Here is a 26,827-nt window from a genome sequence, read left to right on the forward strand (position 1 = left end):
CTGGCAACGGACGCGGCGAGAGGTGGAGTGTCATGGGTGAGTTCGTGCGGCTGGAGGTCGCCGACGGGGTCGGCACGATCCGGCTCGACCGGCCGAAGATGAACGCGATCTCGATCGCGGTCCAGGAGGAGCTGCGCGCCGCCGCGGCCGAGGCCACCGAGCGCGAGGACGTCCGCGCGGTCGTCGTGTACGGCGGGGAGCGGGTCTTCGCCGCCGGCAACGACGTCAAGGAGATGGCCGACATGTCCTACCAGGACATGGTCGCGCGCTCCGGCCCGCTGCAGTCGGCCGTCACCGCCATCGCCCGGATCCCCAAGCCGGTCGTCGCGGCCGTCACCGGCTACGCCCTGGGCGGGGGCTGCGAGCTGGCGCTCGCCGCGGACGTCCGGATCGCGGGGGAGAGGGCCGTGCTCGGCCAGCCGGAGACCCTGCTCGGGATCATCCCCGGCGCCGGCGGCACCCAGCGCCTCGCGCGTCTGGTCGGCCCCAGCAAGGCCAAGGACCTCATCTTCACCGGCCGCTTCGTCAAGGCCGACGAGGCACTGGCCATGGGCCTGGTCGACCGGGTCGTCCCCGACGCCGACGTCTACACCGAGGCCGTCGCCTGGGCCGCCCAGTTCAGCGGCGCCGCCGCGCTCGCCCTGCGGGCGGCCAAGGAGTGCATCGACCGCGGCCTGGAGACCGACATCGAGACCGGTCTGGAGATCGAGCGCATGCAGTTCGCGGCGCTCTTCGCCACCGAGGACCGTGGGGCCGGTATGCGATCCTTCGTGGAGAGCGGTCCGGGCAAGGCGACCTTCACGGGACGGTAGGGGCAACGGATGGGCATCAGGGACAGGTTCTCCTCCGCACGCGAGGGCGGGACCTCGGACGTGGAGCCGGCGGCAGAGCCCGCCGTGGAGCCGGTGGTGGGCGAGCCCGCTGCTGCCGCTGCGCCCACCGCCGCGACCGCTGGTGCGCCCGCCACGGCCGGTACGCCCGCGAAGACCCCGCGACCCCCGAAGGCCGCCAAGCCGGCCAAGCCGGCCAAGCCGGCGAAGGCCGAGAAGCCGGCCAAGGCGCCGCGGGAGCGCGCCGACCTCACCGTGTGGCGCACCCGCGTCTCGCAGCTGCTCTGGACCGTCTTCGTGCTGCTCGCCCTGGTGCTGGCGGTGGCGGCCCTGCTGGTCGCGATCGACGCCAACGAGGACAACGGCCTGGTGGACTTCGTGCTCCGGGCCGCCGACGCCGTCGACCTGGGGGTCTTCTCCCGGGAGAACGGCGTGCGGGAGTTCACCGGCGACAACGCCGAGACCAAGAACGCCCTGTTCAACTGGGGTCTCGGCGCCGTCGTCTACCTGCTGCTCGGCCGCCTGGTCGAGCGGCTCGTGCGCCCGGGTCGCTGACCCGCGCGTCCCCGCTCGTCGCGGGTGCCGGGCCCGGTGAGGGCCGGCCCCCGCGGGTGTGAGAAAGCCAACCGTAAACGCCAGTTACATCGTCTGGATCGCGCGGGTAGCCTCGCGACCGACCCCGAGTGCACAGGAGGGGCCCTGACGGGCCGACCCACCATGAACATTGTCGTCTGTGTGAAGTACGTCCCCGACGCCACCGCCGACCGGCGGTTCGAGTCGGACAACACCGTGGACCGCGTCGGCGTCGACGGCCTGCTGTCGGAGCTCGACGAGTACGCCGTCGAGCAGGCGCTCCAGCTCAAGGAGAAGACCGGCGACGACACCGAGGTCACCGCGCTCTGCATCGGTCCCGAGAAGGCGGTCGACGCCGTCCGCAAGGCCCTGCAGATGGGTGCCGACAAGGGCATCCTCGTCTCCGACGAGGCCATCGCCGGCTCCGACTACCTCGGCACCTCGCTGGTGCTGGCCGAGGCCGTCAAGAAGATCGGTCAGGACATCGGGAAGACCCCGGACATCGTGATGTGCGGCATGGCCTCGACCGACGCCTCCGGCTCCGTCGTCCCGGCGATGCTCGCCGAGCGCCTCGACCTGCCGCAGGTCACCTTCGCCGCCGTGATCGAGACCCAGGGCGACCAGGTCCGGATCAAGCGTGACGGCGACACCGCGACCGAGGTCATCGGTGCCACCATGCCGATCGTCATGTCGGTCACCGACCAGACCGGCGAGGCGCGCTACCCCTCCTTCAAGGGCATCATGGCCGCGAAGAAGAAGCCGCTGGAGACCTGGACCCTCGCCGACCTGGGCGTGGACGCCGAGCTCGTGGGCCTCACCGCCGCGACCAGCGCCGTCGAGGAGGCCTCGGAGCGCCCGCCGCGCACCGCCGGCGAGATCGTCACCGACGAGGACGGCTCCGGCGCCACCGCGCTGACCGAGTTCCTCGCGTCCAAGAAGTTCATCTGAGCCGGGCTCGGATAGGAGAGGAACACACACATGTCTGAGGTCCTGGTCGTCGTCGACCACGTCGACGGAGCAGTCCGCAAGCCCACCCTCGAGCTGCTGGCCCTGGCCAAGCGGCTCGGCACCCCGTCCGCGGTCCACTTCGGCTCCGCCGACAGCGCGATCGTGGAGAAGCTGAAGGCGTTCGGCGCCGAGAAGATCTACGTCGTCGACGACAGCGAGATCAAGGGCTACCTGGTGGCCCCCAAGGCCGAGGCGCTGCAGCAGCTGGTGGAGAAGACCTCCCCGGCCGCGGTGCTCATCGTCTCCGGCTACGAGGGCAAGGAGATCGCCGGTCGCCTCGCGGTCAAGACCGGCTCCGGGATCATCACCGACGCCGTCGACATCGAGGACGGCGGCGTGACCACGCAGTCGGTCTTCGCCGGCAACTACTCGGTGAAGTCCAAGGTCACCAAGGGCACCCCGATCATCACGGTCAAGCCCAACTCCGCCGCTCCGGAGGAGACCGCCGGCGCCGGTGAGGTCGAGGAGTTCTCCGCGACCATCTCCGACTCGGCCAAGAAGGCGCAGATCGTCGCCTCGCAGCCGCGCAAGGCCAGCGGTCGTCCCGAGCTGACCGAGGCCGCCATCGTCGTCTCCGGCGGCCGTGGCACGGGCGGCGACTTCTCGGCCGTCGAGGGCCTGGCCGACGCGCTCGGTGCCGCTGTCGGCGCCTCGCGCGCCGCCGTCGACTCGGGCTGGATGCCGCACAGCTTCCAGGTCGGCCAGACCGGCAAGGTCGTCTCGCCGCAGCTCTACGTCGCCAACGGCATCTCCGGTGCGATCCAGCACCGCGCCGGCATGCAGACCGCCAAGACCATCGTCGCGGTCAACAAGGACGAGGAGGCGCCGATCTTCGAGCTCGTCGACTTCGGCGTCGTCGGCGACCTGCAGACCGTGCTGCCCGCCGCCACCGAGCAGATCGAGAAGCGCAAGAACTGATCCGTTCCTCGAAGCCCCGTCGGTCCTCGGACCGGCGGGGCTTCGTCGTCCCCGCCGACCTACGCTTCTGCGCATGACGACGGTCCCCACCACCGAGCAGGACGTGCTGGCGCTGGCGCAGCGGGCGCGGGCGGCGAGCCTGGGCCTGGCGCTGGCCACGCGGGCGCAGAAGGACGCGGCGCTGCTGGCGATGGCCGAGGCGCTGCTGGCAGCGGAGGAGCGGGTGCTGGCCGCCAACGCCGATGACGTCACGCGGGCCGAGGCGGGCGGGACGCCCGAGGGGATCGTCGACCGGCTGCGACTGACCCCGGCCCGGCTCGAGGGCATGGCCCAGGGGCTGCGCGACGTGGCGGCGCTGCCCGACCCCGTGGGCGAGGTCGTGCGGGGCTCGACGCTGGCCAACGGCTTGGAGCTGCGCCAGGTGCGGGTGCCGTTCGGGGTGGTCGGGATGATTTACGAGGCCCGGCCCAACGTGACCGCGGACGCTGCGGGGATCTGCCTGAAGTCCGGCAACGCCGTGCTGCTGCGGGGCTCGTCCAGCGCGGCGGCCAGCAACGCCGCCATCGTCGAGGTGCTGCGGGGTGCAGCCGAGGACGCCGGCCTGGAGGCCGACGTGGTGCAGCTGGTGCCGGCGGACTCCCACGACACCGTCAAGGCGCTGATGCGTGCCCGCGGGGCGGTCGACGTGCTCATCCCGCGCGGCGGCGCCGGTCTGATCCGTGCGGTCGTCGAGGAGTCGACGGTGCCGGTGATCGAGACCGGCGTCGGCAACTGCCACGTCTACGTCGACGCCGCGGCCGACCTCGACAAGGCGCTCGCCATCGTGGTCAACGCCAAGACCCACCGCCCCAGCGTGTGCAACGCCGCCGAGTCGCTGCTGGTGCACGCCGACGTCGCCGAGCAGTTCCTGCCGCGGGCGGTCGAGGCGCTGCAGCGCGAGGGCGTCACGATCCACGGCGACGCGTCGTTCGCGGCGTACGACGGGGTGGTGGCCGCGACCGAGGAGGACTGGGACACCGAGTACCTCTCCCTCGACCTCGCCGCGCGCGTCGTGCCCTCGCTGGACGAGGCCCTGGCGCACGTGCGCCGCCACTCCAGCCAGCACAGCGAGGCGATCGTGACCGAGGACCAGGCAGCCGCACGCCGCTGGGTCGCGGCCGTCGACGCCGCCGCGGTCCTGGTCAACGCCAGCACCCGGTTCACCGACGGCGGGGAGTTCGGCTTCGGCGCCGAGATCGGGATCAGCACCCAGAAGCTGCACGCCCGCGGGCCGATGGGGCTGCCCGAGATGACCTCGACCAAGTACGTCGTCACCGGGGACGGCCACGTGCGCTGAGCGGGCCGCGGACCACTGACCGGTCCCGTGCGGCAGCCCGCTAGGATCGGGGCATGCACGCGCTCACGATCCTGGCCACGGAGGCCGAGGAGCACTCCCTCAACATGACCCTCTCGTGGGGCATCGGCTTCCTGACGCTGGGCATCCTCATGGGCCTGCTCTTCGCGCTCCTCGCCTTCGGCGGCGGCCGCGAGCACAGCTGAGCCCCCGCCGGCCACCGACCTGGCCGGTCACGCGGGGAGCACGCAGCCGCCCCGACGTCGTGTCGGCGTCATGGGGGGCACCTTCGACCCCGTGCACCACGGCCACCTCGTGGCGGCCTCGGAGGTCCAGCACCAGCTCGACCTCGACGAGGTCGTCTTCGTGCCGACCGGCGAGCCCTGGCAGAAGGCCGGGCGCGACGTCGCGCCCGCGGAGCACCGCTACCTGATGACGGTCGTCGCGACCGCCTCGAACCCGCGCTTCACCGTGAGCCGGGTCGACATCGACCGACCCGGGCAGACCTATACCGTCGACACTCTGCGCGACCTGGCGCGGCAGCTGCCCGACGCCGAGCTGTTCTTCATCACCGGCGCCGACGCGCTGGCCGACATCTTCACCTGGCGCGACCACGAGGAGCTCTTCGAGCTCGCGCGGTTCGTCGGCGTCACCCGGCCCGGCTACGAGATGGACCCGGCCGTGCTGGCCGCCATCCCGGCCGACCGCGTGACGATGCTGGAGATCCCCGCCCTGGCGATCTCCTCCTCCGACGTGCGCGAGCGCCGACGGCGCGGGGAACCCGTGTGGTACCTCGTCCCCGACGGTGTGGTGCAGTACCTCGTCAAGCACGACCTCTACCCGTCCGGGCCGGAGGGGGCGCCCGCCCCCGCGACCGAGCACCGGACAGAGCCCCACCCAGACCTCCCGGGAGCACCATGACCGCCACCGACCACGCCGTCGAGCTCGTCGTCGCCGGCGCCCGCGCCGCGAGCGACAAGAAGGGCGAGCAGATCATCGCCTTCGACGTCTCCGAGCAGCTGGCCATCACCGACGCCTTCCTGCTCGTCTCGGCCTCGAACGAGCGCCAGGTGGGCGCCATCGTGGACGCCGTCGAGGACGCCCTGCGCGAGGTCGGCGTCAAGCCGATCCGTCGCGAGGGCCAGCGCGACGGGCGCTGGGTGCTGCTCGACTACGGCGAGATCGTCGTGCACGTCCAGCACGAGGAGGAGCGGCAGTTCTACGCCCTGGAGCGGCTGTGGCGCGACTGCCCGGCCATCGCCCTGCCCGAGGACGTCACCCGCTCGTGAGCGACGCGCTCGACATGCGGGACGGGCGCGGGCACGGCCGGCGGCTCGTGCTGCTCCGGCACGGCCGCACCGCCCACAACCACGCCCGCCGCATCCAGGGCCAGCTCGACGTCGACCTCGACGACGTCGGCCTCGCACAGGCGGCCGCGGTCGCCCCGGCGATGGCTGCCCTGGCACCCGACGTCGTGTGGTGCAGCGACCTCGCCCGCACCCGCCGCACCGCGGAGCCGGTCCTGGCCGCGTGCGGGCTGCAGGCGTCGTACGACGAGCGGTTGCGGGAGTTCCACCTCGGCGAGCGCCAGGGGCTCTCCCACGACGAGTACCGCGCGCTGGCGCCCGAGGAGTTCGCGCGCTTCCACCAGGGCGACTTCGACGTCGTCCCCGGGGCCGAGACCACCGAGCAGGTCCGGCACCGGATGGTGGAGGCGCTCCGCACGCTGCTCGACACCGTGGAGCCGGGGCGCACCGCGCTGGCCGTCTCCCACGGCGCGGCCATCCGGGTCGCCACCGTCGCCCTGCTCGGCTGGCCCACCGAGGCCATCCACGCCCTGCGCGGGGTCGACAACTGCGGCTGGGTCGAGCTCCTCGAGCAGCCGGAGGCGGGACGGCTGCGGCTGCTGGCCTACAACCGCACCGCGGGGGACCCCGATTTCGCGTAGTCGACACCCGTCGGCTACTGTTCCGTCGTCGCTGGAACGGTCTGCAGGCCGGTTCCGGCACACCACCTGGGGGTGTGGCGCAGCTGGTAGCGCATCTGCATGGCATGCAGAGGGTCAGGGGTTCGAGTCCCCTCACCTCCACAGGAAGACAGAGAAGGCGGCCCGGCGGGCCGCCTCTCTGCGTCTCTGGCCTCCATGGCTCGGGCTACAGCACCGCGCCCGGGTTGAGGATGCCGCGCGGGTCCAGGGCGGCCTTGACCGCGCGGGAGGCCGCCAGCGTGCCCGGGTCGAGCTCGCGGGCCAGCCAGGAGCGCTTGAGCCGGCCCACGCCGTGCTCGCCGGTGATGGTGCCGCCCAGGTCCAGGGCGGCCGCGGTGATGGCGTCGAAGGCGCGCTGCGCGGCGGCGACCGAGGCCGGGTCGCTGCGGTCGTGGACGATCGTGGGATGCATGTTGCCGTCGCCGGCGTGCCCGAAGACACCGATGACCAGGCCCTCGGCCGCAGCGATCTCCTCGACCCGCCGCAGCAGCGCCACGGTGCGGCCGCGGGGGACGCAGACGTCGTCGAGGATCCAGTCCCCGAGCCGCTCCAGCGCCGGGAGCGCCTGACGACGGGCCTCCATCAGGGCCTCGCCCTCGGCGGGGTCCTCGGCCACGGCGAGGTCGTCTGCTCCCGTGCACAGCGCCGCGGCGCGGGCGAGCACGTCCGCGGCCGCGGGGGAGTCGGACTGCACGAGCAGCATCGCTGCCGGCGTACGCCGGTCCGGTCCTGCCCCGCTGGCGAGCCCCATGCCGGTGAGGTCGTCGACGGCCGCCAGGGTGGTGCGGTCCATGACCTCGAGGGCAGAGAGGTCCAGGCCGGCGCCGACCAGGGCGCCGACCGCCTCCCCGGCGGCGGTGAGGGTCCCGAAGGTGGCGACCAGCGTCAGGGCCGGCGGGGGAGCCGGCACCAGCCGCAGCGTCACCTCGGTGACCACCCCAAGGGTGCCCTCGGAGCCGACGAGCAGCGAGGTGAGGTCGTAGCCCGCGACGCCCTTGACGGTGCGGCGCCCGGTGCGGGAGACGGTGCCGTCGGCCCACACGACTTCCAGGCCGAGCACGAAGTCGCCGGTGACGCCGTACTTCACGCAGCACATGCCGCCCGCGTTGGTCGCGACGTTGCCGCCGATCGTGGAGTAGGCGACCGAGCCGGGGTCGGGCGGGTAGGCGAGTCCCGCCTGGGCGGCGGCCGCGCGCAGCTCGGCGGTCACGACGCCCGGCTGCACCACCGCGAGCCGCTCGACGGGGTCGAGCTCGAGGATCCGGGTCATCCGCGCGGTGGAGAGGACCACCGAGCCCGGGGGAGCGGTGGCCGCCCCCGCGAGTCCGGAGCCGGCACCGCGGACCACCACGGGCACGCGGTGCTCGTGGGCGATCGCCAGCGCCGCTGCGACGTCGGCCGTGGTGCGGGGTCGGACCAGTGCCACCGGCCCGGTGCTCGGCTGCGCACCACTCCCGGCGCCGGCCCAGCCCTGGTCCACCGCGACCGGGGCGAGCAGGTCGGGGTCGGTGGTCACCAGGTCGGGCCCGAGCGCCTCGAACGGGCTCCCGGTCAGGAGACGGCCATCTCGCCGAGCTCGGACCAGTCCGTGCCGGGGACCTTCGCGTTGACGATGCGCGGGGTCTCCAGGAGGTACGCCGGCAGCTCGGCCGTGGCCTTCTTGAAGTGCTCGGATCGCACGTGGGCGACCGCGGCGTCGTCGTCGGCGAAGGCCTCGGTGAGGAAGTACTCGTGCGGGTCGTCGAGCGCCCGCGCCCAGTCGAACCACAGGCAGCCCGGCTCGGCCCGGCACGCCTCGGTGAACTCGCGCGAGATCTCGGGCCACGCCTCGGCGTGCTCGGGCTTGACGCGGAAGCGGGCGGTGATGAAGATCAAGGACTCTCTCCTCCGACGTAGGGACGGTCGGGTCGAGCCTACGTCGGGCTGCCGCCGGTGCCAGCACCCCGTGGGCGCCGTGCCCGGTCGGCCCGAGGTCGCGCACCGTACTGTCAGGCCTCGCGCAGCTCGGTCAGCGCCTCCTGGAGGTAGTCCGCGCGCACCACCGGACGGACGTCACCGGTGCGCCCGACCCACCCGAGCCCCGGCTCGTAGCGGCGTACGACGCGGGCCGGGGCACCCGCGACGACCGCGTGGTCCGGGACCTCCCCGCGCACCACGGAACCGGCGGCCACCACGACGTTGCGACCCAGCCGGGTGCCCTGGAGCAGGATCGCGCCGTGCCCGATCCAGGACCCGGGACCGATGACGACCGGGTCGTGGCTGCCGAACTGCTCGCCGACCGGGACGTCGGGGTCCTGGTAGCCGTGCCCGGCGTCGGAGACGAAGACGTCCTGCCCGAACCACACGCCGTCGCCCACCACGATCGACTCGTGGGCGGTGAGGGTGCAGCGGGCGCCGATGATGCAGCGGTCACCGATGACGAGGCCGCGCTCGGGCATCCCGGGGTCGTCGGGGCCGTAGCCCACCGACAGGGTGACCTGCCGCCCGACGAGGGTGTCGCGGCCGAGGTGGATGGCGCGCGGGTTCATGATCGTGGCGGTCGGGAAGCCGATCGCCGAGCCCTCGCCGAAGGAGCCGAAGCGGGCGGCCGCGCGCGTGCCCGGCACGATCTCGCCCACGCGGTCCAACCAGGCCCAGCCGGCCTGCACCAGCGGGCTCAGGACCCGCCTGCCCAGTGACGTCACGCCGGGAGACTAGTGGTCGCGGCCGGGGTGCTGCTCAGGACCCGAACCGCATCGAGAAGTCCTGGGCCAGCAGGCTGACCCCGGGGCGACCGGCGCGCAGCCAGGCCAGCGGCCCGGTGTCGGCGACGTCCCAGCGGGCGGTCGCGAGCCGGACGGTGCCGCTGGCCCGGATCGGGCTGGCCTTCGTGGCCCCGTCGAGGGTCTGCACGACCGACCCGCGCAGGGGCAGCGGCAGCCGCAGGTCCGGGCCCCGACGCGAGGAGAACGACGCCTCGGCGATCGGGCCGTCCGAGGTCTCGGCGTACCGCTCGCCGAAGGTCGCGAGGTCCTTGGGGATGCCCCAGTGCCCGCGGCCGCCGGCGACCGAGGTGGGGCTGTCCACCCAGATGTCGGTGATCGAGAGCGCGACGCCGCGGCCGTGCCGCACGAGCACCGCGGCGAGCAGCTCGTCGTAGGCCATGAGCCCGCGCTCGTCGTACCGGACGAAGGCGGTGGTGACCAGGGCGGTGCCCCGCCACACGGCCGGACGTACGCCGCTGGGCAGCGGCGGCAGCGCGACGACCGGCACCCGCCAGGTCGTGATCGCGCCCGTGCCGGTCAGGTCCCACGGCTCCGGCGGGTAGTCCACGGCCGACTCCTGCCGACCCGTCACCTGCTCGCTCACGAGACCTCCTCCAGCTCCGACCAGTCGACCTCCGCCAACCGGTCCTTGTACTCCTGCACCAGCCCGGGCCAGTTCGTCGTGATCCGGCGACCGTCGGTGTACCAGCTGTCGCAGCCCGCCCACGCGGACGTGGCCAGGCGGCCCTGGACCTCGCGGTCGAAGCCGTCCCACACCGCCGCGCGCGGGGCGACCGCGCGGTGGCGGCCCTCGCGGATGGCGGCGGCGACCTGCGCGACGTAGTCGGCCTGCGCCTCGAGCATGCCGATGATCGAGCTGCCGCCGAGGTTGGTGTTGGGCCCGTAGATCGTGAAGAAGTTGGGGAAGCCCGGGACGGTGAGGCCCAGGTGGGCGCGGGCGCCGTCGGCCCACACCTCGTCGAGCCTGCGACCGTCGGGCGCGCTGACCTCCATGCCACGCAGGAAGTCGGTGGCCGCGAAACCGGTGCCCCACACGATCACGTCGACCTCGTGCAGGCGACCGGTCGCGTCGACCACGCCGGTCGGCTCGACCGAGGTCACCGGCTCGGTGACGACCTCCACGTGGGGCCGGGCCAGCGCGGGGTAGAACTCGTTGGAGAACAGCACCCGCTTGCAGCCGATGTCGTAGTCGGGCACGAGCTTGCGGCGCAGCTCGGCGTCCGGGACCTGGCGGCGCAGGTGCGCGCGCCAGACCGTCTTGAGCGCGGCGAGGAACGGTCGGCTGACCGGCGAGCTGCCCACCAGGGCGCCGTTGAGCCGCTCGGAGAGCCAGTAGACGACGTTGCGCTCGGCGGCGAGCACGGCGGGCTGCTTCTCGAAGAGCCGGTGGTGCCACGAGGCGTAGGCCTGGTCGGGCTTCGGCACGACGTAGGGCGCCGAGCGCTGGAAGACCGTCATCGAGCCGACCCGGTCGACGATGCCCGGGACGAGCTGGACCGCGCTCGCACCGGTGCCCACGACGGCGACCCGCTTGCCGGTCAGGTCGACGTCGTGGCGCCACTGCGCGGAGTGGAAGGCCGGGCCCTCGAAGGTGGTCAGGCCGGGGAGCCGCGGGACGACCGGTTCCGAGAGCTGGCCGGTGGCCAGGACGAGCACGTCGGCGTCGTACGTCGTGCCGGCGGAGCCGCCCGGGCCTGCGGTGCGCACGCGCCAGGCGCCGTCGACGTGCTCGGCGCCGAGCACGGTGGTGCCGGTGCGGACGAGGGGCAGCAGGCCCTCCTCCCGCGCGGTGCGCTGGATGTAGTCGAGGATCTCCGGCTGCTCGGAGTAGCGCCGGCCCCAGCGCGGGTTGGGAGCCCAGCTCCAGGAGTAGAGCGGGGACGGCACGTCGCAGGCGGCCTTGGGGTAGGTGTTGTCGCGCCACACGCCACCGACGGAGTCACCGCGCTCGAGGACGGTCACGTCGGTGACGCCGCGGCGCAGCAGGGCGCGTGCGGCGCCGAGGCCGCCGAAGCCGGCTCCGACGATCACCACGCGCGGGCTGGTGCGCGGGGCAGGGGTCTGGGCGGGAGTGCTGGTCACGGCTCCGAGGCTAGGAGCGGACCCGGCGCCAGGGGAGACTTCGACGGGAATCTGGTTGATCATTCCGGACATGTCCCGCACGCTGCCGCCGCCCGGCGCCACGGCCTGGGACTTCCCGCGCTCGGCCGCGGGCGTGCGGCACCTCGTCGGGTACGCCGAGCGCGCGGGCCTGCCGGTGGCGCCGCTGCTCGTGGGCTCGGGCCTGCGCGCCGAGGACCTCGACCGGGTCCAGGTCGTCACCGCCGCGCAGGAGCTGCGGGTGGTCCGGGCGCTGGCCCGGCTGCTGCCCGACAGCGGTGCCGACGTGGGGCGCCGCTACACCGCGGCCTCCTTCGGCGTCATGGGCTGGGCGATGCGCGCCTCGGCCACGCTGGGGGAGGCGGTCGGCATCGCGCTGAGCTTCATCGACCTCAGCTTCGCCTTCGTCATCCCGCAGGCGCGGCTGGAGGGGGAGCCGGGGGAGGAGCGCGTGGTCGCCGAGCTCGACGCGACCGCCCTGCCCCGCGACGTACGACGCTGGCTGCTCGAGCGCGACGCGACGGCCGTGGCCACGGTGCTGACCTCGCTCGTGCCCGGCGGGGTCGGGCTGGTGCAGGTGGTCGAAGGCGACCGGGCGACCCTGACCTTCCCCGCCCGTGAGCTGGACCGGCCGCTCGTGCGCGAGCGGGGCGCCGACCACGCGGCGGCCGAGGCCGCCTGCCAGGCGCTGGCCCTCCCGCGACGCGAGCGCACCGGTGTCGTGGCCGACGTGCGGGTGCTGGTGGCCCAGCGGCTGCGCGACGGGGCGCCGATGGCCGAGGTGGCCGCAGCCCTCGGTGTCACCGAGCGCACCCTGCGCCGGCGGCTCGCGGCCGAGGGCACGGGCTACCGCGCGCTCGTGGAGGAGGTGCGCTCCGGCCTGGCCGCCGAGCTGTTGGCCGTGGGGCTCCCGGTGGCCGACGTGGCGGCCCGGCTGGGCTACGCCGAGACCGCACCGCTGACCCGGGCGCACCGGCGCTGGACCGGTCGCCCGCCGAGCGCGGCCCGCTGAGGGACGCGGCCGGGCGGCGCGCGGTCCAGACCACCGGTCGTTCACCGAACCGTCGTCCCGGGGACAGGTCGAGGCCGCCGAACCGCACCTGCGGGCTTCCTAGGTTTCGTCGCGGCCGGCACCCCGGCTCCCGACCACGCCCATCCCCTGAAAGGGAGAGTCCCCCATGACTCCTGCGCCCGAGGGCCGCACCCTGCTCTCCATCACCCCGCTCGCCGACGAGCAGGGGAACCGGCACGGCTCGCGCAGCCGGATGACCTGCTTCTTCCGCTGCGGCAACGCCTGCGACCACCCCGAGCCCAACACCTCGGGCAACGGCCACGTGCGCGACGAGATCGCCAAGGCCGTGGCGCGGCGCTCGGTGCTCAAGGGCGCGGCCGCCGGCTCGGGCACCCTGGTCCCCGGCGGCCTGGCCTCCGCCGCCGTCGCGGCGCCTGCCGCCGCGGCCCCCGGCAGCGGTGCCGCCGCCCGTGCGGGCGCGCCGACCGCCGACCTGGCCCGCGCGGCCTTCACCGCCGTGCGCCCCAACAAGCGCGACGCCGTGGTCACCGCCCCCGGCTTCGACCACGAGGTCGTCATCCGATGGGGCGACAAGGTCGTCGCCGGCGCTCCCGACTTCGACGTGCGCAACCAGTCCGGCGAGGCCGCCCGCATGCAGTTCGGCTACAACTGCGACTACGTGGGCGTGCACCCGTTGACGACCAGCAGGAACGACAAGAAGGACCGGGCGCTGCTCGTGGTCAACCACGAGTACACCGACGAGAACCTGATGTTCCCCGCCGACACCTACTCCGCCGAGGAGGTCGCCGAGATCGGCCTGGCCAACCACGGCATGTCGATCGTGGAGCTGCGCCGCGGCCTGGTCCCCGGCTCGTGGTACCCGGTCACCGACCTCGAGAAGGCCCGCTACAACCGGCGCATCCACCACCGCACCGAGTTCGTCGTCACCGGCCCGGCCGCCGGCGACGACCGGCTCAAGACCGCCGACGACCCGACCGGCACCCGGGTGCTGGGCACCTTCAACAACTGCGCCGGCGGCATGACCCCGTGGGGCACCTCGCTCTCGGGCGAGGAGAACTTCAACCAGTACTTCCAGGCCAGCGGCGAGCTGGATCCCCGCTACACCGACGAGTACGCCCGCTACGGCATCAACGCCACGGGCTCGGGCCGCAACTGGTCGCTCGTCGAGCCGCAGTGGGACCTCACCACCGAGCCGCACGAGCCGCACCGCCACGGCTGGATCGTCGAGGTCGACCCCTACGAGCCCGACGAGGCGCCGGTCAAGCACACCATGCTCGGACGCTTCAAGCACGAGGGCGCCAACGTCATCGTGTCGAAGGGCTACGCCGTGGCCTACATGGGCGACGACGAGCGCGGGGACTACCTCTACAAGTTCGTCTCCAAGCGCAAGGTCGCCCAGGGCACCTCGCGCAAGGCCCGCCAGGCCAACAAGCGCCTGCTGACCGAGGGCACCCTGTACGTCGCGAAGCTGGTCGGCGACGGCACCGAGGACGGCACCTTCGACGGCACCGGCGAGTGGATCCCGCTGTGCAGCGACACCGAGTCCTTCGTGCCGGGCATGTCGGTCGCCGACGTGCTGATCTTCACCCGGCTCGCGGCCGACGCGGTGTCGGCCACGGCGATGGACCGTCCCGAGGACGTCGAGCCCAACCTGGCCACCGGCAAGGTCTACGCCGCGCTGACCAACAACTCCCAGCGCGGCACCCGGTTCGCCGCCGACGAGGCCAACCCCGTCACCAGCTCCCAGGTCCGCCCGGCGCTGGGCGCCCCGCCGACCCCGGCCTCGGGCAACCGCAACGGCTACGTGCTGGAGATGACCCAGCCCGGCAACGACCACACCGCCGACACCTTCACCTGGGACCTGATGCTGGTCTGCGGGGACCCCGAGGCCCCCGAGACCTACTTCGCGGGCTTCGACAAGGCGCAGGTGAGCCCGATCAGCTGCCCGGACAACGTCGCCTTCGACTCCGAGGGCAACCTGTGGATCTCCACCGACGGCAACGTCCTGGGGTCCAACGACGGCATCTTCCGGGTGCCGACCGAGGGTCCCGAGCGCGGCAACGTCCAGCAGTTCGTCACGATGCCGCGCGGCGCGGAGGCCTGCGGGCCGCTCATCACCGACGCCAACCGGTCGCTCTTCTTCGCCGTCCAGCACCCGGGCGAGGTCGACGGGGCGACCTTCGAGAACCAGGCCTCGACGTGGCCGCACACCGACGACTTCCCGCGCCCGTCGGTGGTCGTCGCGTTCCGGCGCCGCTGACGCCGCAGGCGAGCGCCGCGTCGTACAACGACCGCGCCCCCGGGACCGAGCAGGTCCCGGGGGCGCGGTGCGTGTGCCGTGCGCGTGCCGGCGTACGCGACCGGGTGGTCAGGTGATCGTCATGCCGCCGTCGACGGCGAGGGTCTGCCCCGTGACGTACCCGCCCGCCGGGCTGGCGAGGAAGACCACGGCGGCGGCCAGCTCGCGCGGGTCGCCCTTGCGGCCGGCGGGGATGCGCCCCTGCTGGGACTCCAGGTAGCCGGGCGGGTACTGCTCGGTCATCTCGGAGGCGAAGAAGCCCGGGGCGATGGAGTTGACCCGGATGCCCTTGCGCCCGGTCCACTGCTGCGCCAGGTCGCGGGTCAGCCCGTTGAGGCCGGCCTTGGAGGCGGCGTACGCCGCCTGGGGGAGGCCCGCGGTGGTGATGCCGAGGACCGAGGAGATGTTGATGATGCTCGAGCCCTCACCCATGACGCGGCCGCAGGCCTGGGCCATCCAGTAACAGCCGTTGAGGTTGACGTCGATGACGTTCGTGAACTGCTCGACGCTCTCGCGGGTGGCTGGGACGGCGGTGCCGATGCCGGCGTTGTTGACCAGCACGTCGACGTGGCCGAACTCCTCCATCGCCAGCGCCACGATGTTCGTGCAGTCCTCCGGCCTCGCCACGTCGGTCGCCACGCACAGGGCCTTGCGGCCGGCGGCCTCGACCAGCTTCGCGGTGTCGGCGAGCCGGTCGACCCGGCGGGCGCCGAGCACGACGTCGGCGCCGGCCTCGGCCAGGCCCTGGGCGAAGGCGACGCCCAGGCCGCTGGAGGCGCCGGTGACGATCGCGACCTTCCCGTCGAGGCGGAACATGTCGGGCACGGTGCTCGGAGTGCTCATGCGGGCATCGTAGGGGAGCGGTGGTCCCGGACCGATCACTCGCTCGGTCCCGTGTCGCGGCCCGTACGCTCGGGGGCATGGCACCCGCCTCCTCCACCCGCATCGGTAGCCGACCGCGCACGTGGCCGACGGCCGCGGCGCTGACTCTGGGGTTCACCGCACTCCTGTGGGTCCTCGAGGCCTGGGACCAGTGGACACCCGCGGTGCTCGACGACGACGGCATCCGCCCGCGCAGCTCCGAGGGGCTCCTCGGCGTGCTCCTCGCGCCGCTGCTGCACGGCGGCTGGGGGCACCTGGAGGCCAACACCCCGCTCGTGCTGCTGCTGATGTTCCTGACCCTGCTGGGCAACATCGGCCGCGGGCTCGCCGTGACGGCCGTCATCTGGCTCGTGGCCGGCATCGGGACCTGGCTGGTCGCGCCCTCGGACACCGTGCACGTCGGGGCGTCGGGGCTGGTCTTCGGCTGGCTGGTCTTCCTGGTGCTGCGCGGCTGGTTCGCCCAGAGCCTGGGCCAGGTGCTGCTGGGGGCCCTGCTCTTCCTCGCCTACGGCGGCATCCTGTGGGGCATGCTGCCCGGACAGCCCGGGATCTCCTGGCAGGGGCACCTCTTCGGGGCGGTCGGCGGGCTCGTCGCGGCGCGGCGGTTCGCGAGCCGGGACGAGACCCGCGAGGCTGCCCCGACGCCGTACCGTCGGCGCGCGTGAGCCAGGACCCCGCCGCCCAGGACCCCGCGACCCAGGTCCCCGCGACCAGCGACCTCCGGATCGAGCGCACCCCCGGCGTCGTGACCGTGACCTTCGACCGGCCGCACCGGCACAACGCCTTCACCCGCGAGATGTACGCCGCGATGCGCGCGCTCTGCGCGGAGCTGGTCCAGGACGCCGACACCCGGGTGCTCGTGCTGCGCGGGGCCGGTGGCCGGGCCTTCGCCGCCGGCAACGAGATCTCCGACTTCCTGGAGCAGGAGCCGGTGGCCTACGAGGACTGGATCCGCGAGCTGCTCGAGGCGCTCTTCGCCCTGCCGCAGGTGACCGTCGCGGTGGTCGACGGGGTCTGCGTCGGCGGGGGACTGGCCGTGGCCACCCACTGCGACCTGCGCCTGGCCACGGCCGGCTCCCGGTTCGGCTACCCGATCGCCCGCACCCTCGGCAACGCGCTGGCCGGCTCGATCGTCTACCGCTGTGCGAGCGTCTTCGGGGAGTCGCTGACCCGGGAGATGCTGCTCGCCTCCCGGCTGGTCGACGCCCCGCGCGCCCACGCCGTCGGTGCGGTGATGGCGGTGGCCCCGGACGCCGAGGAGCTCGACGCCGAGCTCGCCCGGCTGCTCGAGGGCCTGGCCGCCGCCAGCCCGGTCACCATCCGCGCGACCAAGGGCCAGCTGCTCGACCGCGCCCGCCGGCTGGAGGCCTCGCCCGAGGGCGACGCCGAGATGCTCCGCGAGGTCTACACCGGACCCGACTTCGCCGAGGGTGTCCGCGCGTTCCTGGCCAAGGAGAAGCCCGCCTTCCGCGGCTGAGCGGGCCGGCCGAGCGGCCATTTCATCGGCCGGCCGATGAACCTGACGGCGGGACGCTGCAGCTTCATCGGCCCGGCGTGCGTTCCAGCGGCCGGCCGATGAAGCAGCCGCTGTTGGAATGCTCCGCCGTCCTGAGCTGTTGCACCCCGTCGTGACCTCGGCCGCGAATCCTCCTGCGAGCCCGCACGCGTCATCCGACGACTCCCGCCGGGTGAGCACCGTCCTCGGTCTCCTCTTCGGCCTGTCCGCCTCCGGCTCGGCCTCCGCGGCGATCGTGCTGTCCGACGTGGCGGCTGAGTTCGACGTCTCGGTCGGCCAGGCCGCGTGGGTGATCAGCCTCTACGCGCTGCTGCTGGCCGTCACCACCGCCGTGCACGGACGGATCTCCGACCTGGTCGGGGTGCGCACCCCGCTGCTGGTCGGCGTCGCGATGATGGCCGGCGGCGCCGTCGCGGCGGCCCTCGCGCCGACGTACCCCCTCCTCCTGCTCGCCCGCCTGCTCCAAGGAGCCGGTGCAGCCGCGGTGCCCGTGCTCGGCGTCGCCGCCCTCAGCGCGCGGTACGACGGCGCCGTCCGCGACCTCGCGCTGGGTCGGCTCGCGGGCTGGTCGGCGGTGGTCGCCAGCCTGGGTCCGCTAATGGGCGGGGCGATCGAGGCCGCCTTCGGCTGGCGGGCCGTCCTCGCGCTGCCGGCGCTCGGTCTGCTGGTGCTGCCACTGCTCTGGCACGCGCTGGGCGCCACCGGCAGCGGCGCCGACCTCGACGTCCCGGGCGCCGTGCTGGTCGGGCTCACCGCCGCGGGGCTGGTGCTCCTCGTGCAGTCGCCCTCGACCGGTGTCGTCGTCGCCCTGGTGGGCGCGGTGCTGCTCGTGCTGGGTGCCCCCGTCACGGCCCGGCGGGTGCGCCGTCGACCCGAGGGGTTCCTCCCGCTCGTGGTCGTCTCCGACCCCGCGGTCGTGCGTAGCGCGACCGCGGCCGCGGCGGTCCCGGCCGCGTGGTTCGGCCTGCTCATCGCCGTCCCGGCGGTGCTGGTGGCCGACGGCTGGGAGCCGTGGCAGGTCGGGATGCTGCTGGTGCCCAGCGCGCTGGTCGCGCTGGTGGTGCCGCGGGTCACCGGCCCGCTCCTGAGCCGGATCGGCCCCTCGCGCTCGCTGGCGATCAGTGCCGGCAGCGCCTCGTTCGCGCTCGCCGTCTCCGCGATCGGCGTCGGCACCTCCCAGGTCGCGGTCATCGCCGCCGCTGTCGTCGTGGTCACCTTCGCCTTCCTGCTCGGCCAGCCGGCCCTGTCGGCTGCCGTCGGCCAGGCCGTCCCCGCGGAGGTCCGCGGGGTGGCGCTCGGCGTCGCGACGCTGGTGTTCCTCACCGGCGGCTCGGTCGGCTCCGCCGTGGTCGGCGGTCTCGGCGACACCGTGGGGATGGGTACGGCCCTGGTCGTCCTCGCCGCCCTCCCGCTGCTCGCCCTGCTCGTCCTCGCCCCGCTCCTGCGCCGCCCCGTCCTCGAGGCGGACCCCGCCCCCGTCGACTGACCCGGGAACGCCGAGCGGGCAGGACGTCCCAAAAGTCCTGCCCGCTCGGCCGACCACCGGTCCACCCCGGTCGACTGTGGCAGCATCCGGCCATGCAGCTGGGCATGACGCTCCCCGTGATGGAGCCGGACCTGTGGGACGCACCCGACACCCTCGAGCGCTGGGCGCGGGCGATCGACGAGGGGCCGTTCTCCAGCCTCTGCTTCGGGGAGCGGATGGCCTTCGCCAACCCGCACTCGCTCACGCTGCTCGGCGCCGTCGCGGCGTGGACCTCGCGGGTGCCGATCGTCACCACGGTCCTGGTGCCGCAGCTGCACGACCCGGTCACCCTCGCCAAGGCGCTCGCGACCGCCGACCGGCTCAGCGGCGGTCGGCTGACCATCGGCGTCGGGGTCGGTGGGCGCGAGGAGGACTACCGCGCGGCCGGCGCCGACCCGGCCACCCAGACCATGCAGCAGATGGCCGACCGGGTCGCGGTGATGCGTCGGGTCTGGGCGGGGGAGGACGTCACGGGCGCGACGCTGCCGGTCGGTCCGCCCCCGCTGCAGGCGGGTGGTCCGCCGGTGCACGTCGGCACCATGGGGCCGCGCACCGTCCGGCACGCCGCCGCCTGGGCGCAGGGCCTGGCCGGGGTCACGCTCGACCTCGACCCGACCGGGGTCGCGGCCCTCTTCGACACCGCCCGCACCGCCTGGGCCGAGGCAGGCAGGCCCGCACCGCACCTGGCCACGTCGTTCTGGTTCGCCCTCGACGACGGCGATGGGTCGGCGCGGGCCCAGGTCCACCGTCACCTGCGCCACTACATGAACTGGATCCCCGCCGACCTCGTCGACGCCATGGCCCCGACGACCGGGTACGCCGGCACGCTGACCGGGCTGCGCGAGGTGCTGCTGCGGATGGCCGACGCCGGCGCCGACGAGGTCCAGCTGATCCCCACCGGCTCCGACGTGCGCCAGGTCGAGGAGGTGGCCGCGCTGGTCGGCTCGCTGTGACGGGCGCGCCGGGGGCGAGTAGCATCGCCCCCGTGCGCCAGGACCTGCTCCTTACCTAGCCGCGACGGCCAGCACCACGCCGCCGCGGCTGCCCCTCGTGCCCGAGGGGTTTTTTTGTGCCCCGAGCCAGACCCCGAGCCAGGTCCACCGAAGACGTGAGAGAGACGAAGCGATGAGCGAGCAGCAGCAGGAGCAGGACCCGACGACGTACGACGTCACGGCCGTCGAGGAGAAGTGGCGCCCGGTCTGGGACCGGCTGCAGCCCTTCAAGGCCGACGACGACTCCCCGCGGGAGAAGAAGTACGCGCTGACGATGTTCCCCTATCCCTCCGGCGACCTGCACATGGGTCACGCCGAGGTCTTCGCGCTGCACGACGTCATGGCGCGCTACTGGTGGCAGCGCGGCTTCGAGGTGCTCAACCCCATGGGGTTCGACTCCTTCGGCCTGCCCGCGGAGAACGCCGCGATCCGCAACGACGAGCACCCTGCGACCTACACCCGGGCCAACATCGCCAAGTCCATCGAGTCCTGCCAGAAGTACGCCGCCTCCTTCGACTGGACGCGCACCTTCAACACCAGCGACCCGGAGTACTACCGCTGGACCCAGTGGCTGTTCGCCAAGTTCTACGAGCGCGGCCTGGCGTACCGGAAGAACAGCCCCGTCAACTGGTGCCCGCAGGACCAGACGGTGCTGGCCAACGAGCAGGTCGTGCAGGGCACGTGCGAGCGGTGCGGGGCGGAGGTGACCAAGAAGGAGCTGACCCAGTGGTACTTCAAGATCACCGACTACGCCCAGGAGCTGCTGGACGGCCTGGACGAGCTGGAGAAGACCTGGCCCGACCGCGTCGTCACCGCGCAGCGCAACTGGATCGGCCGCTCCGAGGGCGCGCACGTCGACTTCGCGATCGCCGGGCGTGACGAGCCGGTCACCGTCTACACGACGCGTCCCGACACCATCTTCGGCACCACGTTCATGGTCGTGGCCGTCGACGCCGCGCTGGCCGAGGAGCTGGTGACCGACGCGCAGCGCCCGGCCTTCGAGGCCTACCGCGAGGAGGTCCGCAAGGCCAGCGAGATCGAGCGCCTGGCCACCGACCGGCCCAAGACCGGCGTCGACCTGGGCGTCACCGCCACCAACCCCGTCACCGGCGAGCAGATCCCCGTGTGGGCCACCGACTACGTCCTGGCCGACTACGGCACCGGTGCGGTGATGGGCGTGCCCGGCGGCGACCAGCGCGACTGGGAGTTCGCCACCGCGATGGGGCTGCCGATCGTGCGCACCACCCAGGTCCCCGACGGCTTCGAGGGCGAGGCGTACGCCGGCGAGGGCCCGGCCATCAACTCACCCGCCCCCGGCGTGACCTCGGCGCTGACCCTGAACGGGCTCTCGGTCGCCGACGCCAAGCGCGCGACCATCGACTTCCTGGAGGAGATGGAGGCCGGCCGGGGCGCGGTCAACTTCCGGCTGCGCGACTGGCTGCTGAGCCGCCAGCGCTACTGGGGCGCCCCGATCCCGGTCGTGCACTGCCCGGTGGACGGCGAGGTGCTGGTGCCCGAGGACCAGCTGCCGGTGCTGCTGCCCGAGCTGCGCGGCGCCGACCTGAAGCCGCAGGGCACCTCGCCGCTGGCCGCGGCCACCGACTGGGTCAACACCACCTGCCCCACGTGCGGCGGCCCGGCGACCCGCGACGGGGACACCATGGACACCTTCGTCGACTCCAGCTGGTACATGTTCCGCTACTGCTCCCCGCACGAGACCGATCGCGTCTTCGACAGCGCCAAGGTCAACGCGTGGATGCCGACCAACCTGTACGTCGGTGGCGTCGAGCACGCGGTCCTGCACCTGCTCTACGGCCGGTTCTTCACCAAGGTCCTCAACGACATGGGCCTGGTCGACTTCCGCGAGCCGTGGTCGGCGCAGCTCAACCAGGGCTTCGTCATCAACCAGGGCAAGAAGATGTCGAAGTCCCTGGGCAACGGCGTCAACCTGGGCGAGCAGCTGGACGCCTTCGGGGTCGACGCGGTGCGCCTGACGCTGGTCTTCGCCGGCCCGCCCGAGGACGACATCGACTGGGCCAACATGTCGCCCGAGGGGTCGCTGAAGTTCCTGCAGCGCGCCTGGCGGCTGTCGGGCGACGTCACCTCCGATCCCGGGGTCTCCTTCGACGACGGTGACCCCGCGCTGCGCCGGGTCACCGCCCGGACCGTGCACGACGCGGCCGAGCTGGTGGAGTCCTACCGCTTCAACGTGGTCGTCGCGCGGGTCATGGAGCTGGTCAACGCCACCCGCAAGGCCATCGACTCCGGGTGCGGCCCCGCCGACCCGGCGGTGCGCGAGGCCGTGGAGGCGGTCGCGGTGCTGCTGTCGCTGGTGGCGCCGTACGTCGCCGAGGAGATGTGGGAGCGGCTGGGCAACAACCCCGACCACGACCGCACGGTGGCCCGCGCCGGCTGGCCGGCCGTCGACCCCGCGCTGCTGGTCGAGGACACCGTCACCTGCGTCGTGCAGGTCAGGGGCAAGGTCAAGGCGCGGCTGGAGGTGGCGCCCGACGTCACCGAGGACGCCCTGCGCGAGGCCGCGCTGGCCGACCCCGACGTGCAGCGCGCCATCGGCGACGCCGCGGTCCGCACCGTGGTCGTGCGCGCGCCCAAGCTGGTCAACGTGGTGGTCTGAGGCCCGTGGCAGCACACCACCGGGTCGCCGTCGTCACCGACTCCACCGCCAGCCTCCCCGAGGAGGTGGCGGCCGAGCACGGGGTCGTCGTCGTGCCGCTGCAGGTCGTCATCGGCGCCGAGGTGCTCGACGAGGGCTCGGAGGGAGCGACCCCGACGCGCGTGGCCGAGGCGCTGATGGAGTGGACCCCGGTCTCGACCTCGCGACCCTCCCCGGCCGTGATGCTCGAGACCTACCGCGACGTCGCCGCCGACGGTGCCGAGGAGGTCGTCTCCATCCACCTGTCGTCGGAGATGAGCGGCACCTACGAGTCCGCCCAGCTCGCGGCCCTGGAGTCGCCCATCCCCGTGGTCACCGTCGACACCCGTCAGGTGGGGGTGGCGACCGGCTTCGCCGCGCTCGCCGCCGCCCGCGCTGTCGCCGAGGGGGCCACGGCGGCCGAGGCGGCCGAGGCGGCCCGGGCGTGCTCCGGCGAGGCGGCGTCGCTGTTCTACGTCGACACCCTGGAGTACCTCCGCCGCGGCGGCCGGATCGGCGCCACCGCGGCCCTGCTCGGCGGTGCGCTCGCGGTCAAGCCGCTGCTGAGGATCCAGGACGGCCGGGTCGCCCCGCTGGAGAAGGTCCGCACCTCCGGGCGCGCCCTGGCCCGGCTCGAGGAGCTGGCGGTCGAGGCGGCCGAGGCGCTGGACCCCGAGCAGGGCGTCGACGTCGCCGTCGCGCACCTGGCCAACCCCGAGCGCGCGGCCACCCTCGCCACCCACCTCACCGAGCGGCTGGCCGAGCGGCTCGACGGCCGCCCGGTCACGTGCGGGGAGCTCGGCGCCGTGCTCGGCGCCCACGTCGGCCCGGGCATGATCGCCGTCTGCGTCGCCCCCCGCCCCCGCTGACCGCCCGCCCCGGCTCCGGCGGTACGACGGCCCGCCGGCCGTCCACAGCGGCACCGCGCCGCGGGTCCGTCCCCAGGGGCGCGCGACCCCGCGGGCGAGGCGTCGCGCCGTTCCTAGCGTGGGCCCATGCGAAGCCGCCGCTCCGAGCCCGACCGCCGCGAGGTCGTCGCCCACCGGCTCTCCCTGCTCGCCCCGGTGCCCGGGAGCGGTGACGCTGCTCGCGGGGCCGGACCGCCCGGGACGCCCGCTCCGGAGGCGGAGCTGCCACCGTGGTGGGGGACCCACACGCGTGTGCGCGACGACGCCGCGGTCGCGACGGCGGTCGAGGACCCCGGCTCCGCACCTGCGCCGACGCCGCCCGTCGAGCCGGGCGGGGCGTGGCCCGAGCACGTGGTCCGCCCGGCGACCCGGGTGCCGCCGCCGACGCCGCCACCGACGGAGGACGCCCCGCCCGCGGTCCGGGTGCCCGTCCCGGGGCGGCACGCGTCGCGACGCGCACGTGCCCGCCCGGGGCTGCCCACCGGGCCGCTGCTGCTGGCGCCCGCCCACCTCGCGGTGCTGGCGGTCGCGGTGGCGCTGGCGCTGGGCCTCACGAGCTGGTGGGTCGTCCGCTCCGACCCGGTGCCGGTCGCCGCCCCGGCCACTCCCGGCCCGGCGGGGACGGCCGCGCCCCTGACCCTGCTGGAGCCCGCAGGAGCATCGAGCGGTGCTGCGAGCACCGGGGCGGAGGAGGTCGTCGTCGTGGACGTGGCCGGCAGGGTGCGTCGCCCGGGTGTCGTGGAGCTGCCCGCAGGCTCGCGCGTGGTGGACGCGCTCGAGGCGGCCGGTGGGGTGCGCGGCGAGGTGGACCTCAGCGGGCTCAACCTCGCGCGGGTCCTGGTCGACGGCGAGCAGGTCCTCGTGGGCGCGCCCGCGACAGCGCCGGGGCCGGCCGGAGCGGCACCTGGTGCGGCGCCCGGCGCCGCACCGCCCGTGGCCACAGCGCCGGCCGCCCTCGTCGACCTCAACACCGCGGACCAGGCGACGTTGGAGTCGCTGCCCGACGTCGGGCCGGTGACGGCGCAGGCGATCCTGGCCTGGCGCACCGAGCACGGCGGCTTCACGGCCGTGCAGGAGCTGCTCGAGGTCGACGGCATCGGCCCGGCCACCCTGGAGACGCTCGCCCCGCTGGTGACGGTCTGAGCGGGCAGGTGCCGCCCACGGGGCCGGCCCGGACGGACCTCCGCATGGGGCTCGTCGGTGTCGCGGCCTGGGCCGGCGGCCTGGCCGCGGGGCTGTTGCCGGGGGGGTGGCGGCTCGCCGTGGTGGGGGTCTGCGTCGTCGTACCCCTCCTCGTCGCGCGCCGCGCGCCCGCCTGGGGAGCCACGGCGCTGGCGTGCGGCGTCGCGCTGGTCGCGGTGCTCGGTGTCGCCGAGCTGCGGGCGGAGCGGGTCGGCACCGACCCGACCGCGGCGCTGGCGCGGGAGGGGGCGGCGGTCAACGGGTCCCTGGTCCTCACCAGCGACCCACGGCCGATCGCCGCGGCCCGCGGCGACGCGGTGGTGCTGCACGCCCAGGTGCGCGAGCTGACCGGTCGGGGCAGCACGTGGCGGGTGCGCTCCCCGGTGCTGGTCGTCGCGCCCGGCTCGTGGGCCGAGGTGCCCCTGGGGGCCGAGGTCGGGTTCGCCGGCCGGCTGGAGGAGGCCGAGCCGGGGGAGCGCCACCTCTCGGCGGTCCTCGTGGCGGTCGCGGAGCCGCGGCACCGAGCCGCGCCCGACCCCTGGTGGCGGGCCACCGCGGCCCTGCGCGCGTCGCTGCGCGAGGCCGTGGCCCACCGGCCCGCGCCCGAGCGGGTCCTGGTGCCCGCCCTCGTCGCCGGCGACGACGCGGGCCTGGACCCCGCTGTCGCCGAGGAGTTCCGCGCGACCGGTCTGACGCACCTGCTCGCGGTCTCGGGCACCAACCTCACGCTGCTGCTGGGGGCCCTCCTGCTCACGGCCAGGGCGCTGGGGGTGCGGGGCCGCGCGCTCCTGGTGCTCGGCCTGCTGGGGGTGCTGGGCTTCGTGCTGCTGGCGCGCACCGAGCCGAGCGTGCTGCGAGCGGCCGTCATGGGCGTGGTCGGGCTGCTCGCCCTGACCCGAGGCGGTGGTGGCAGGGCCGTGCGCAGCCTCGGGGTCGCGGTCCTGGTGCTGCTGCTCCTCGACCCGGCCCTGGCGGTCGCGCCGGGCTTCGCCCTGTCCGTCCTGGCGACGGCCGGCATCGTGCTGCTCGCGCCGCGCTGGCGCGACGCCCTCGCGCGCTGGCTGCCGCGGTGGCTCGCGGAGGCGGTCGCGGTGCCGACGGCCGCCCAGCTGGCCTGCACCCCCGTCGTCGCCGGCCTCAGCGGCCAGGTCAGCCTGGTGGCGGTCGCCGCCAACCTGCTCGCGGCCCCGGCGGTCGGACCCGCCACCGTGCTCGGACTGCTCGCCGGCGCCCTGGGGCTGGTGTGGCCGTGGGGCGGGAGCCGGGTCGGGACGCTGGCCACCTGGTGCGTCGGCTGGATCGTCGAGGTCGCGCACCGCGGCGCAGCGCTCCCGACGGCTGCGGTCGACTGGGGCACGTCCGCGGGGGCGCTCGTCGCGCTCGCCGCGATGACCCTGCTCCTGGCCTGGCGCGGCCCGTGGCTGGTCGGCTCCCGCGCGCGCGGGGTGCTGGTGTGCGTGGTCCTGGTCGTCGCCGTCCTCGTCCGACCCCCGACCCCGGGCTGGCCACCGCGCGGCTGGTCGGTGGTCGCCTGCGACGTCGGGCAGGGCGACGCCCTCGTGCTCGCCACCGCACCGGGTCGCGCCGTGCTCGTCGACGTCGGCCCCGACCCCGCGGCGGTGGACCGCTGTCTCGACGACCTCGGGGTCGAGACCCTCGACCTGCTGGTGCTCAGCCACTTCCACGCCGACCACGTCGACGGCCTGCGCGGCGCGCTCGAGGACCGCGCCGTCGGGGAGGTCTGGGTCTCGCGCGTCCTCGACCCCGCCGACGGGGCGCGCGAGGTCCTGGCGCTGGCCCGGGAGCGCGGTGTCCCCGTCCGCCCTGCGCCGTACGCCGCCACCTGGGCCTCCGGCGACGTGCACCTCCAGGTGCTGTGGCCGACCGCGGGGGAGCCGGTGCCGGGACCCGGCGACGGCAGCGCGGCCAACGACGCCAGCGTGGTGCTGCTGGCCGAGGTCCACGGACTGCGGGTGCTGCTGACCGGCGACGTCGAGCCGCCGGGACAGGCCGCGCTCGCCCGGACGCTGCCCGGGCTGGACGTGGACGTGCTCAAGGTGCCGCACCACGGCAGCCGGTACCAGGACCTCGACTGGCTGGTGTCGCTGCGTCCCGAGGTCGCACTGCTCACCGTGGGGGAGGACAACGGCTACGGCCACCCCTCGCCCGACCTCGTCCGCACCCTGGAGGGCGCCGGCACGCGGGTCCTGCGGACCGACACCGACGGGGCGCTCGCGGTCCTCGGCGACGGTGACGCCGCCGGGGCGCCCGCGACCCTCACGGCCCGGTGAGGTGCGGCGAGGTGGTGCGGGCGGCACCGTCG

The 26,827-nt window shown here is 74.4% G+C and carries 25 protein-coding genes and 1 tRNA gene; 20 read left to right on the forward strand and 6 right to left on the reverse strand.

The window, feature by feature from the left end; translation table 11 throughout:
- The first annotated feature begins 32 nt into the window (after positions 1 to 32).
- The 10 genes from ACYVID_RS07035 to ACYVID_RS07080 all read left to right on the forward strand — a co-directional run bounded on the left by ACYVID_RS07035 (position 33) and on the right by ACYVID_RS07080 (position 6,751).
- Positions 33 to 812, forward strand: coding sequence for an enoyl-CoA hydratase/isomerase family protein (locus ACYVID_RS07035; RefSeq protein WP_460735766.1), 780 nt, complete (start codon positions 33 to 35; stop codon positions 810 to 812).
- Between the two features lie 9 nt (positions 813 to 821).
- Positions 822 to 1,385, forward strand: coding sequence for a hypothetical protein (locus tag ACYVID_RS07040; RefSeq protein ID WP_460735768.1), 564 nt, complete (start codon positions 822 to 824; stop codon positions 1,383 to 1,385).
- A gap of 162 nt (positions 1,386 to 1,547) precedes the next feature.
- Complete coding sequence (locus tag ACYVID_RS07045) at positions 1,548 to 2,351, forward strand: electron transfer flavoprotein subunit beta/FixA family protein (protein WP_460735770.1); 804 nt, start codon at positions 1,548 to 1,550, stop codon at positions 2,349 to 2,351.
- A 30-nt stretch (positions 2,352 to 2,381) separates the two neighbouring features.
- A complete protein-coding gene (locus ACYVID_RS07050) occupies positions 2,382 to 3,329 on the forward strand; it encodes an electron transfer flavoprotein subunit alpha/FixB family protein (RefSeq protein WP_460735772.1) in 948 nt (315 codons plus the stop codon).
- A 73-nt stretch (positions 3,330 to 3,402) separates the two neighbouring features.
- Positions 3,403 to 4,665: a glutamate-5-semialdehyde dehydrogenase gene (locus ACYVID_RS07055; protein WP_460735774.1), complete on the forward strand. Its 1,263-nt coding sequence runs from the start codon at positions 3,403 to 3,405 to the stop codon at positions 4,663 to 4,665.
- Positions 4,666 to 4,718: 53 nt separating this feature from the next.
- On the forward strand, positions 4,719 to 4,868 hold the full coding sequence (locus tag ACYVID_RS07060; RefSeq protein WP_460735776.1) for a hypothetical protein: 150 nt from the start codon (positions 4,719 to 4,721) through the stop codon (positions 4,866 to 4,868).
- Positions 4,869 to 4,887: 19 nt separating this feature from the next.
- Complete coding sequence (gene nadD, locus ACYVID_RS07065; protein WP_460735931.1) at positions 4,888 to 5,583, forward strand: nicotinate-nucleotide adenylyltransferase; 696 nt, start codon at positions 4,888 to 4,890, stop codon at positions 5,581 to 5,583.
- A complete protein-coding gene (rsfS, locus tag ACYVID_RS07070) occupies positions 5,580 to 5,951 on the forward strand; it encodes a ribosome silencing factor (protein WP_460735778.1) in 372 nt (123 codons plus the stop codon). Before nadD ends, rsfS begins: the two co-directional genes overlap by 4 nt.
- Positions 5,948 to 6,610 (forward strand): histidine phosphatase family protein, encoded by a 663-nt coding sequence (locus ACYVID_RS07075; protein WP_460735780.1) that lies wholly within the window; start codon positions 5,948 to 5,950, stop codon positions 6,608 to 6,610. Before rsfS ends, ACYVID_RS07075 begins: the two co-directional genes overlap by 4 nt.
- A 68-nt stretch (positions 6,611 to 6,678) precedes the next feature.
- Positions 6,679 to 6,751: transfer RNA gene (locus ACYVID_RS07080), tRNA-Ala, on the forward strand.
- 64 nt (positions 6,752 to 6,815) lie between these two features.
- On the opposite strand, the gene ACYVID_RS07085 is transcribed toward ACYVID_RS07080, so the two are convergent.
- The 5 genes from ACYVID_RS07085 to ACYVID_RS07105 form a co-directional block, all read right to left on the reverse strand.
- Complete coding sequence (locus tag ACYVID_RS07085; RefSeq protein ID WP_460735782.1) at positions 6,816 to 8,165, reverse strand: FAD-binding oxidoreductase; 1,350 nt, start codon at positions 8,163 to 8,165, stop codon at positions 6,816 to 6,818.
- A gap of 35 nt (positions 8,166 to 8,200) precedes the next feature.
- Complete coding sequence (locus tag ACYVID_RS07090; protein ID WP_460735784.1) at positions 8,201 to 8,524, reverse strand: putative quinol monooxygenase; 324 nt, start codon at positions 8,522 to 8,524, stop codon at positions 8,201 to 8,203.
- 113 nt (positions 8,525 to 8,637) lie between these two features.
- Complete coding sequence (locus ACYVID_RS07095) at positions 8,638 to 9,333, reverse strand: acyltransferase (RefSeq protein ID WP_460735786.1); 696 nt, start codon at positions 9,331 to 9,333, stop codon at positions 8,638 to 8,640.
- 34 nt (positions 9,334 to 9,367) lie between these two features.
- Positions 9,368 to 9,997, reverse strand: coding sequence for an acetoacetate decarboxylase family protein (locus ACYVID_RS07100; RefSeq protein ID WP_460735788.1), 630 nt, complete (start codon positions 9,995 to 9,997; stop codon positions 9,368 to 9,370).
- Entirely contained in the window at positions 9,994 to 11,496 is a 1,503-nt protein-coding gene (locus tag ACYVID_RS07105) for a flavin-containing monooxygenase (protein WP_460735790.1), read from the reverse strand. The genes ACYVID_RS07100 and ACYVID_RS07105 overlap by 4 nt, the downstream gene beginning before the upstream one ends.
- 70 nt (positions 11,497 to 11,566) lie before the next feature.
- Between ACYVID_RS07105 and ACYVID_RS07110 the strand changes: the two genes are divergently transcribed.
- Together ACYVID_RS07110 and ACYVID_RS07115 are read left to right on the forward strand one after the other, a co-directional pair.
- Complete coding sequence (locus ACYVID_RS07110; RefSeq protein WP_460735792.1) at positions 11,567 to 12,526, forward strand: AraC family transcriptional regulator; 960 nt, start codon at positions 11,567 to 11,569, stop codon at positions 12,524 to 12,526.
- A 166-nt stretch (positions 12,527 to 12,692) separates the two neighbouring features.
- Positions 12,693 to 14,807, forward strand: a complete 2,115-nt coding sequence (locus ACYVID_RS07115) for a PhoX family protein (protein WP_460735794.1) — start codon at positions 12,693 to 12,695, stop codon at positions 14,805 to 14,807.
- Positions 14,808 to 14,915: 108 nt separating this feature from the next.
- Here ACYVID_RS07115 and ACYVID_RS07120 read toward each other — a convergent pair whose 3' ends face one another.
- Positions 14,916 to 15,689 carry an SDR family NAD(P)-dependent oxidoreductase gene (locus ACYVID_RS07120; protein ID WP_300645777.1) on the reverse strand — a complete coding sequence of 258 codons (774 nt, stop codon included), beginning with the start codon at positions 15,687 to 15,689 and terminating at the stop codon, positions 14,916 to 14,918.
- A 77-nt stretch (positions 15,690 to 15,766) separates the two neighbouring features.
- Here ACYVID_RS07120 and ACYVID_RS07125 point away from each other — a divergent pair, with 77 nt between their 5' ends.
- The 8 genes from ACYVID_RS07125 to ACYVID_RS07160 all read left to right on the forward strand — a co-directional run bounded on the left by ACYVID_RS07125 (position 15,767) and on the right by ACYVID_RS07160 (position 26,795).
- Positions 15,767 to 16,393, forward strand: a complete 627-nt coding sequence (locus ACYVID_RS07125) for a rhomboid family intramembrane serine protease (RefSeq protein WP_460735796.1) — start codon at positions 15,767 to 15,769, stop codon at positions 16,391 to 16,393.
- Positions 16,390 to 17,205: an enoyl-CoA hydratase-related protein gene (locus ACYVID_RS07130; RefSeq protein WP_460735798.1), complete on the forward strand. Its 816-nt coding sequence runs from the start codon at positions 16,390 to 16,392 to the stop codon at positions 17,203 to 17,205. The genes ACYVID_RS07125 and ACYVID_RS07130 overlap by 4 nt, the downstream gene beginning before the upstream one ends.
- Before the next feature lie 211 nt (positions 17,206 to 17,416).
- A complete protein-coding gene (locus ACYVID_RS07135) occupies positions 17,417 to 18,730 on the forward strand; it encodes an MFS transporter (RefSeq protein WP_460735800.1) in 1,314 nt (437 codons plus the stop codon).
- 92 nt (positions 18,731 to 18,822) lie between these two features.
- The gene (locus ACYVID_RS07140) at positions 18,823 to 19,722 is read left to right on the forward strand and encodes an LLM class flavin-dependent oxidoreductase (RefSeq protein ID WP_460735802.1); all 900 of its coding nucleotides are present in this window, start codon (positions 18,823 to 18,825) and stop codon (positions 19,720 to 19,722) included.
- 172 nt (positions 19,723 to 19,894) lie between these two features.
- Positions 19,895 to 22,396 carry a leucine--tRNA ligase gene (leuS, locus tag ACYVID_RS07145; protein WP_460735804.1) on the forward strand — a complete coding sequence of 834 codons (2,502 nt, stop codon included), beginning with the start codon at positions 19,895 to 19,897 and terminating at the stop codon, positions 22,394 to 22,396.
- Between the two features lie 5 nt (positions 22,397 to 22,401).
- On the forward strand, positions 22,402 to 23,283 hold the full coding sequence (locus ACYVID_RS07150; RefSeq protein WP_460735806.1) for a DegV family protein: 882 nt from the start codon (positions 22,402 to 22,404) through the stop codon (positions 23,281 to 23,283).
- A gap of 126 nt (positions 23,284 to 23,409) precedes the next feature.
- Positions 23,410 to 24,465 (forward strand): helix-hairpin-helix domain-containing protein, encoded by a 1,056-nt coding sequence (locus ACYVID_RS07155; protein ID WP_460735808.1) that lies wholly within the window; start codon positions 23,410 to 23,412, stop codon positions 24,463 to 24,465.
- A 44-nt stretch (positions 24,466 to 24,509) separates the two neighbouring features.
- Positions 24,510 to 26,795 carry a ComEC/Rec2 family competence protein gene (locus ACYVID_RS07160; protein ID WP_460735810.1) on the forward strand — a complete coding sequence of 762 codons (2,286 nt, stop codon included), beginning with the start codon at positions 24,510 to 24,512 and terminating at the stop codon, positions 26,793 to 26,795.
- Positions 26,796 to 26,827 lie beyond the last annotated feature (32 nt).

It is taken from the genome of Nocardioides ginkgobilobae (assembly GCF_054781275.1).

Bases quoted from the DNA above. Each gene is read 5' to 3' on its own strand.
- ACYVID_RS07035 (WP_460735766.1), top strand. From the start codon at position 33: ATGGGTGAGTTCGTGCGGCTGGAGGTCGCCGACGGGGTCGGCACGATC.
- ACYVID_RS07040 (WP_460735768.1), top strand. From the start codon at position 822: ATGGGCATCAGGGACAGGTTCTCCTCCGCACGCGAGGGCGGGACCTCG.
- ACYVID_RS07045 (WP_460735770.1), top strand. From the start codon at position 1,548: ATGAACATTGTCGTCTGTGTGAAGTACGTCCCCGACGCCACCGCCGAC.
- ACYVID_RS07050 (WP_460735772.1), top strand. From the start codon at position 2,382: ATGTCTGAGGTCCTGGTCGTCGTCGACCACGTCGACGGAGCAGTCCGC.
- ACYVID_RS07055 (WP_460735774.1), top strand. From the start codon at position 3,403: ATGACGACGGTCCCCACCACCGAGCAGGACGTGCTGGCGCTGGCGCAG.
- ACYVID_RS07060 (WP_460735776.1), top strand. From the start codon at position 4,719: ATGCACGCGCTCACGATCCTGGCCACGGAGGCCGAGGAGCACTCCCTC.
- rsfS (WP_460735778.1), top strand. From the start codon at position 5,580: ATGACCGCCACCGACCACGCCGTCGAGCTCGTCGTCGCCGGCGCCCGC.
- ACYVID_RS07110 (WP_460735792.1), top strand. From the start codon at position 11,567: ATGTCCCGCACGCTGCCGCCGCCCGGCGCCACGGCCTGGGACTTCCCG.
- ACYVID_RS07115 (WP_460735794.1), top strand. From the start codon at position 12,693: ATGACTCCTGCGCCCGAGGGCCGCACCCTGCTCTCCATCACCCCGCTC.
- ACYVID_RS07120 (WP_300645777.1), bottom strand. From the start codon at position 15,689: ATGAGCACTCCGAGCACCGTGCCCGACATGTTCCGCCTCGACGGGAAG.
- ACYVID_RS07125 (WP_460735796.1), top strand. From the start codon at position 15,767: ATGGCACCCGCCTCCTCCACCCGCATCGGTAGCCGACCGCGCACGTGG.
- ACYVID_RS07140 (WP_460735802.1), top strand. From the start codon at position 18,823: ATGCAGCTGGGCATGACGCTCCCCGTGATGGAGCCGGACCTGTGGGAC.
- leuS (WP_460735804.1), top strand. From the start codon at position 19,895: ATGAGCGAGCAGCAGCAGGAGCAGGACCCGACGACGTACGACGTCACG.
- ACYVID_RS07155 (WP_460735808.1), top strand. From the start codon at position 23,410: ATGCGAAGCCGCCGCTCCGAGCCCGACCGCCGCGAGGTCGTCGCCCAC.
- ACYVID_RS07160 (WP_460735810.1), top strand. From the start codon at position 24,510: ATGGGGCTCGTCGGTGTCGCGGCCTGGGCCGGCGGCCTGGCCGCGGGG.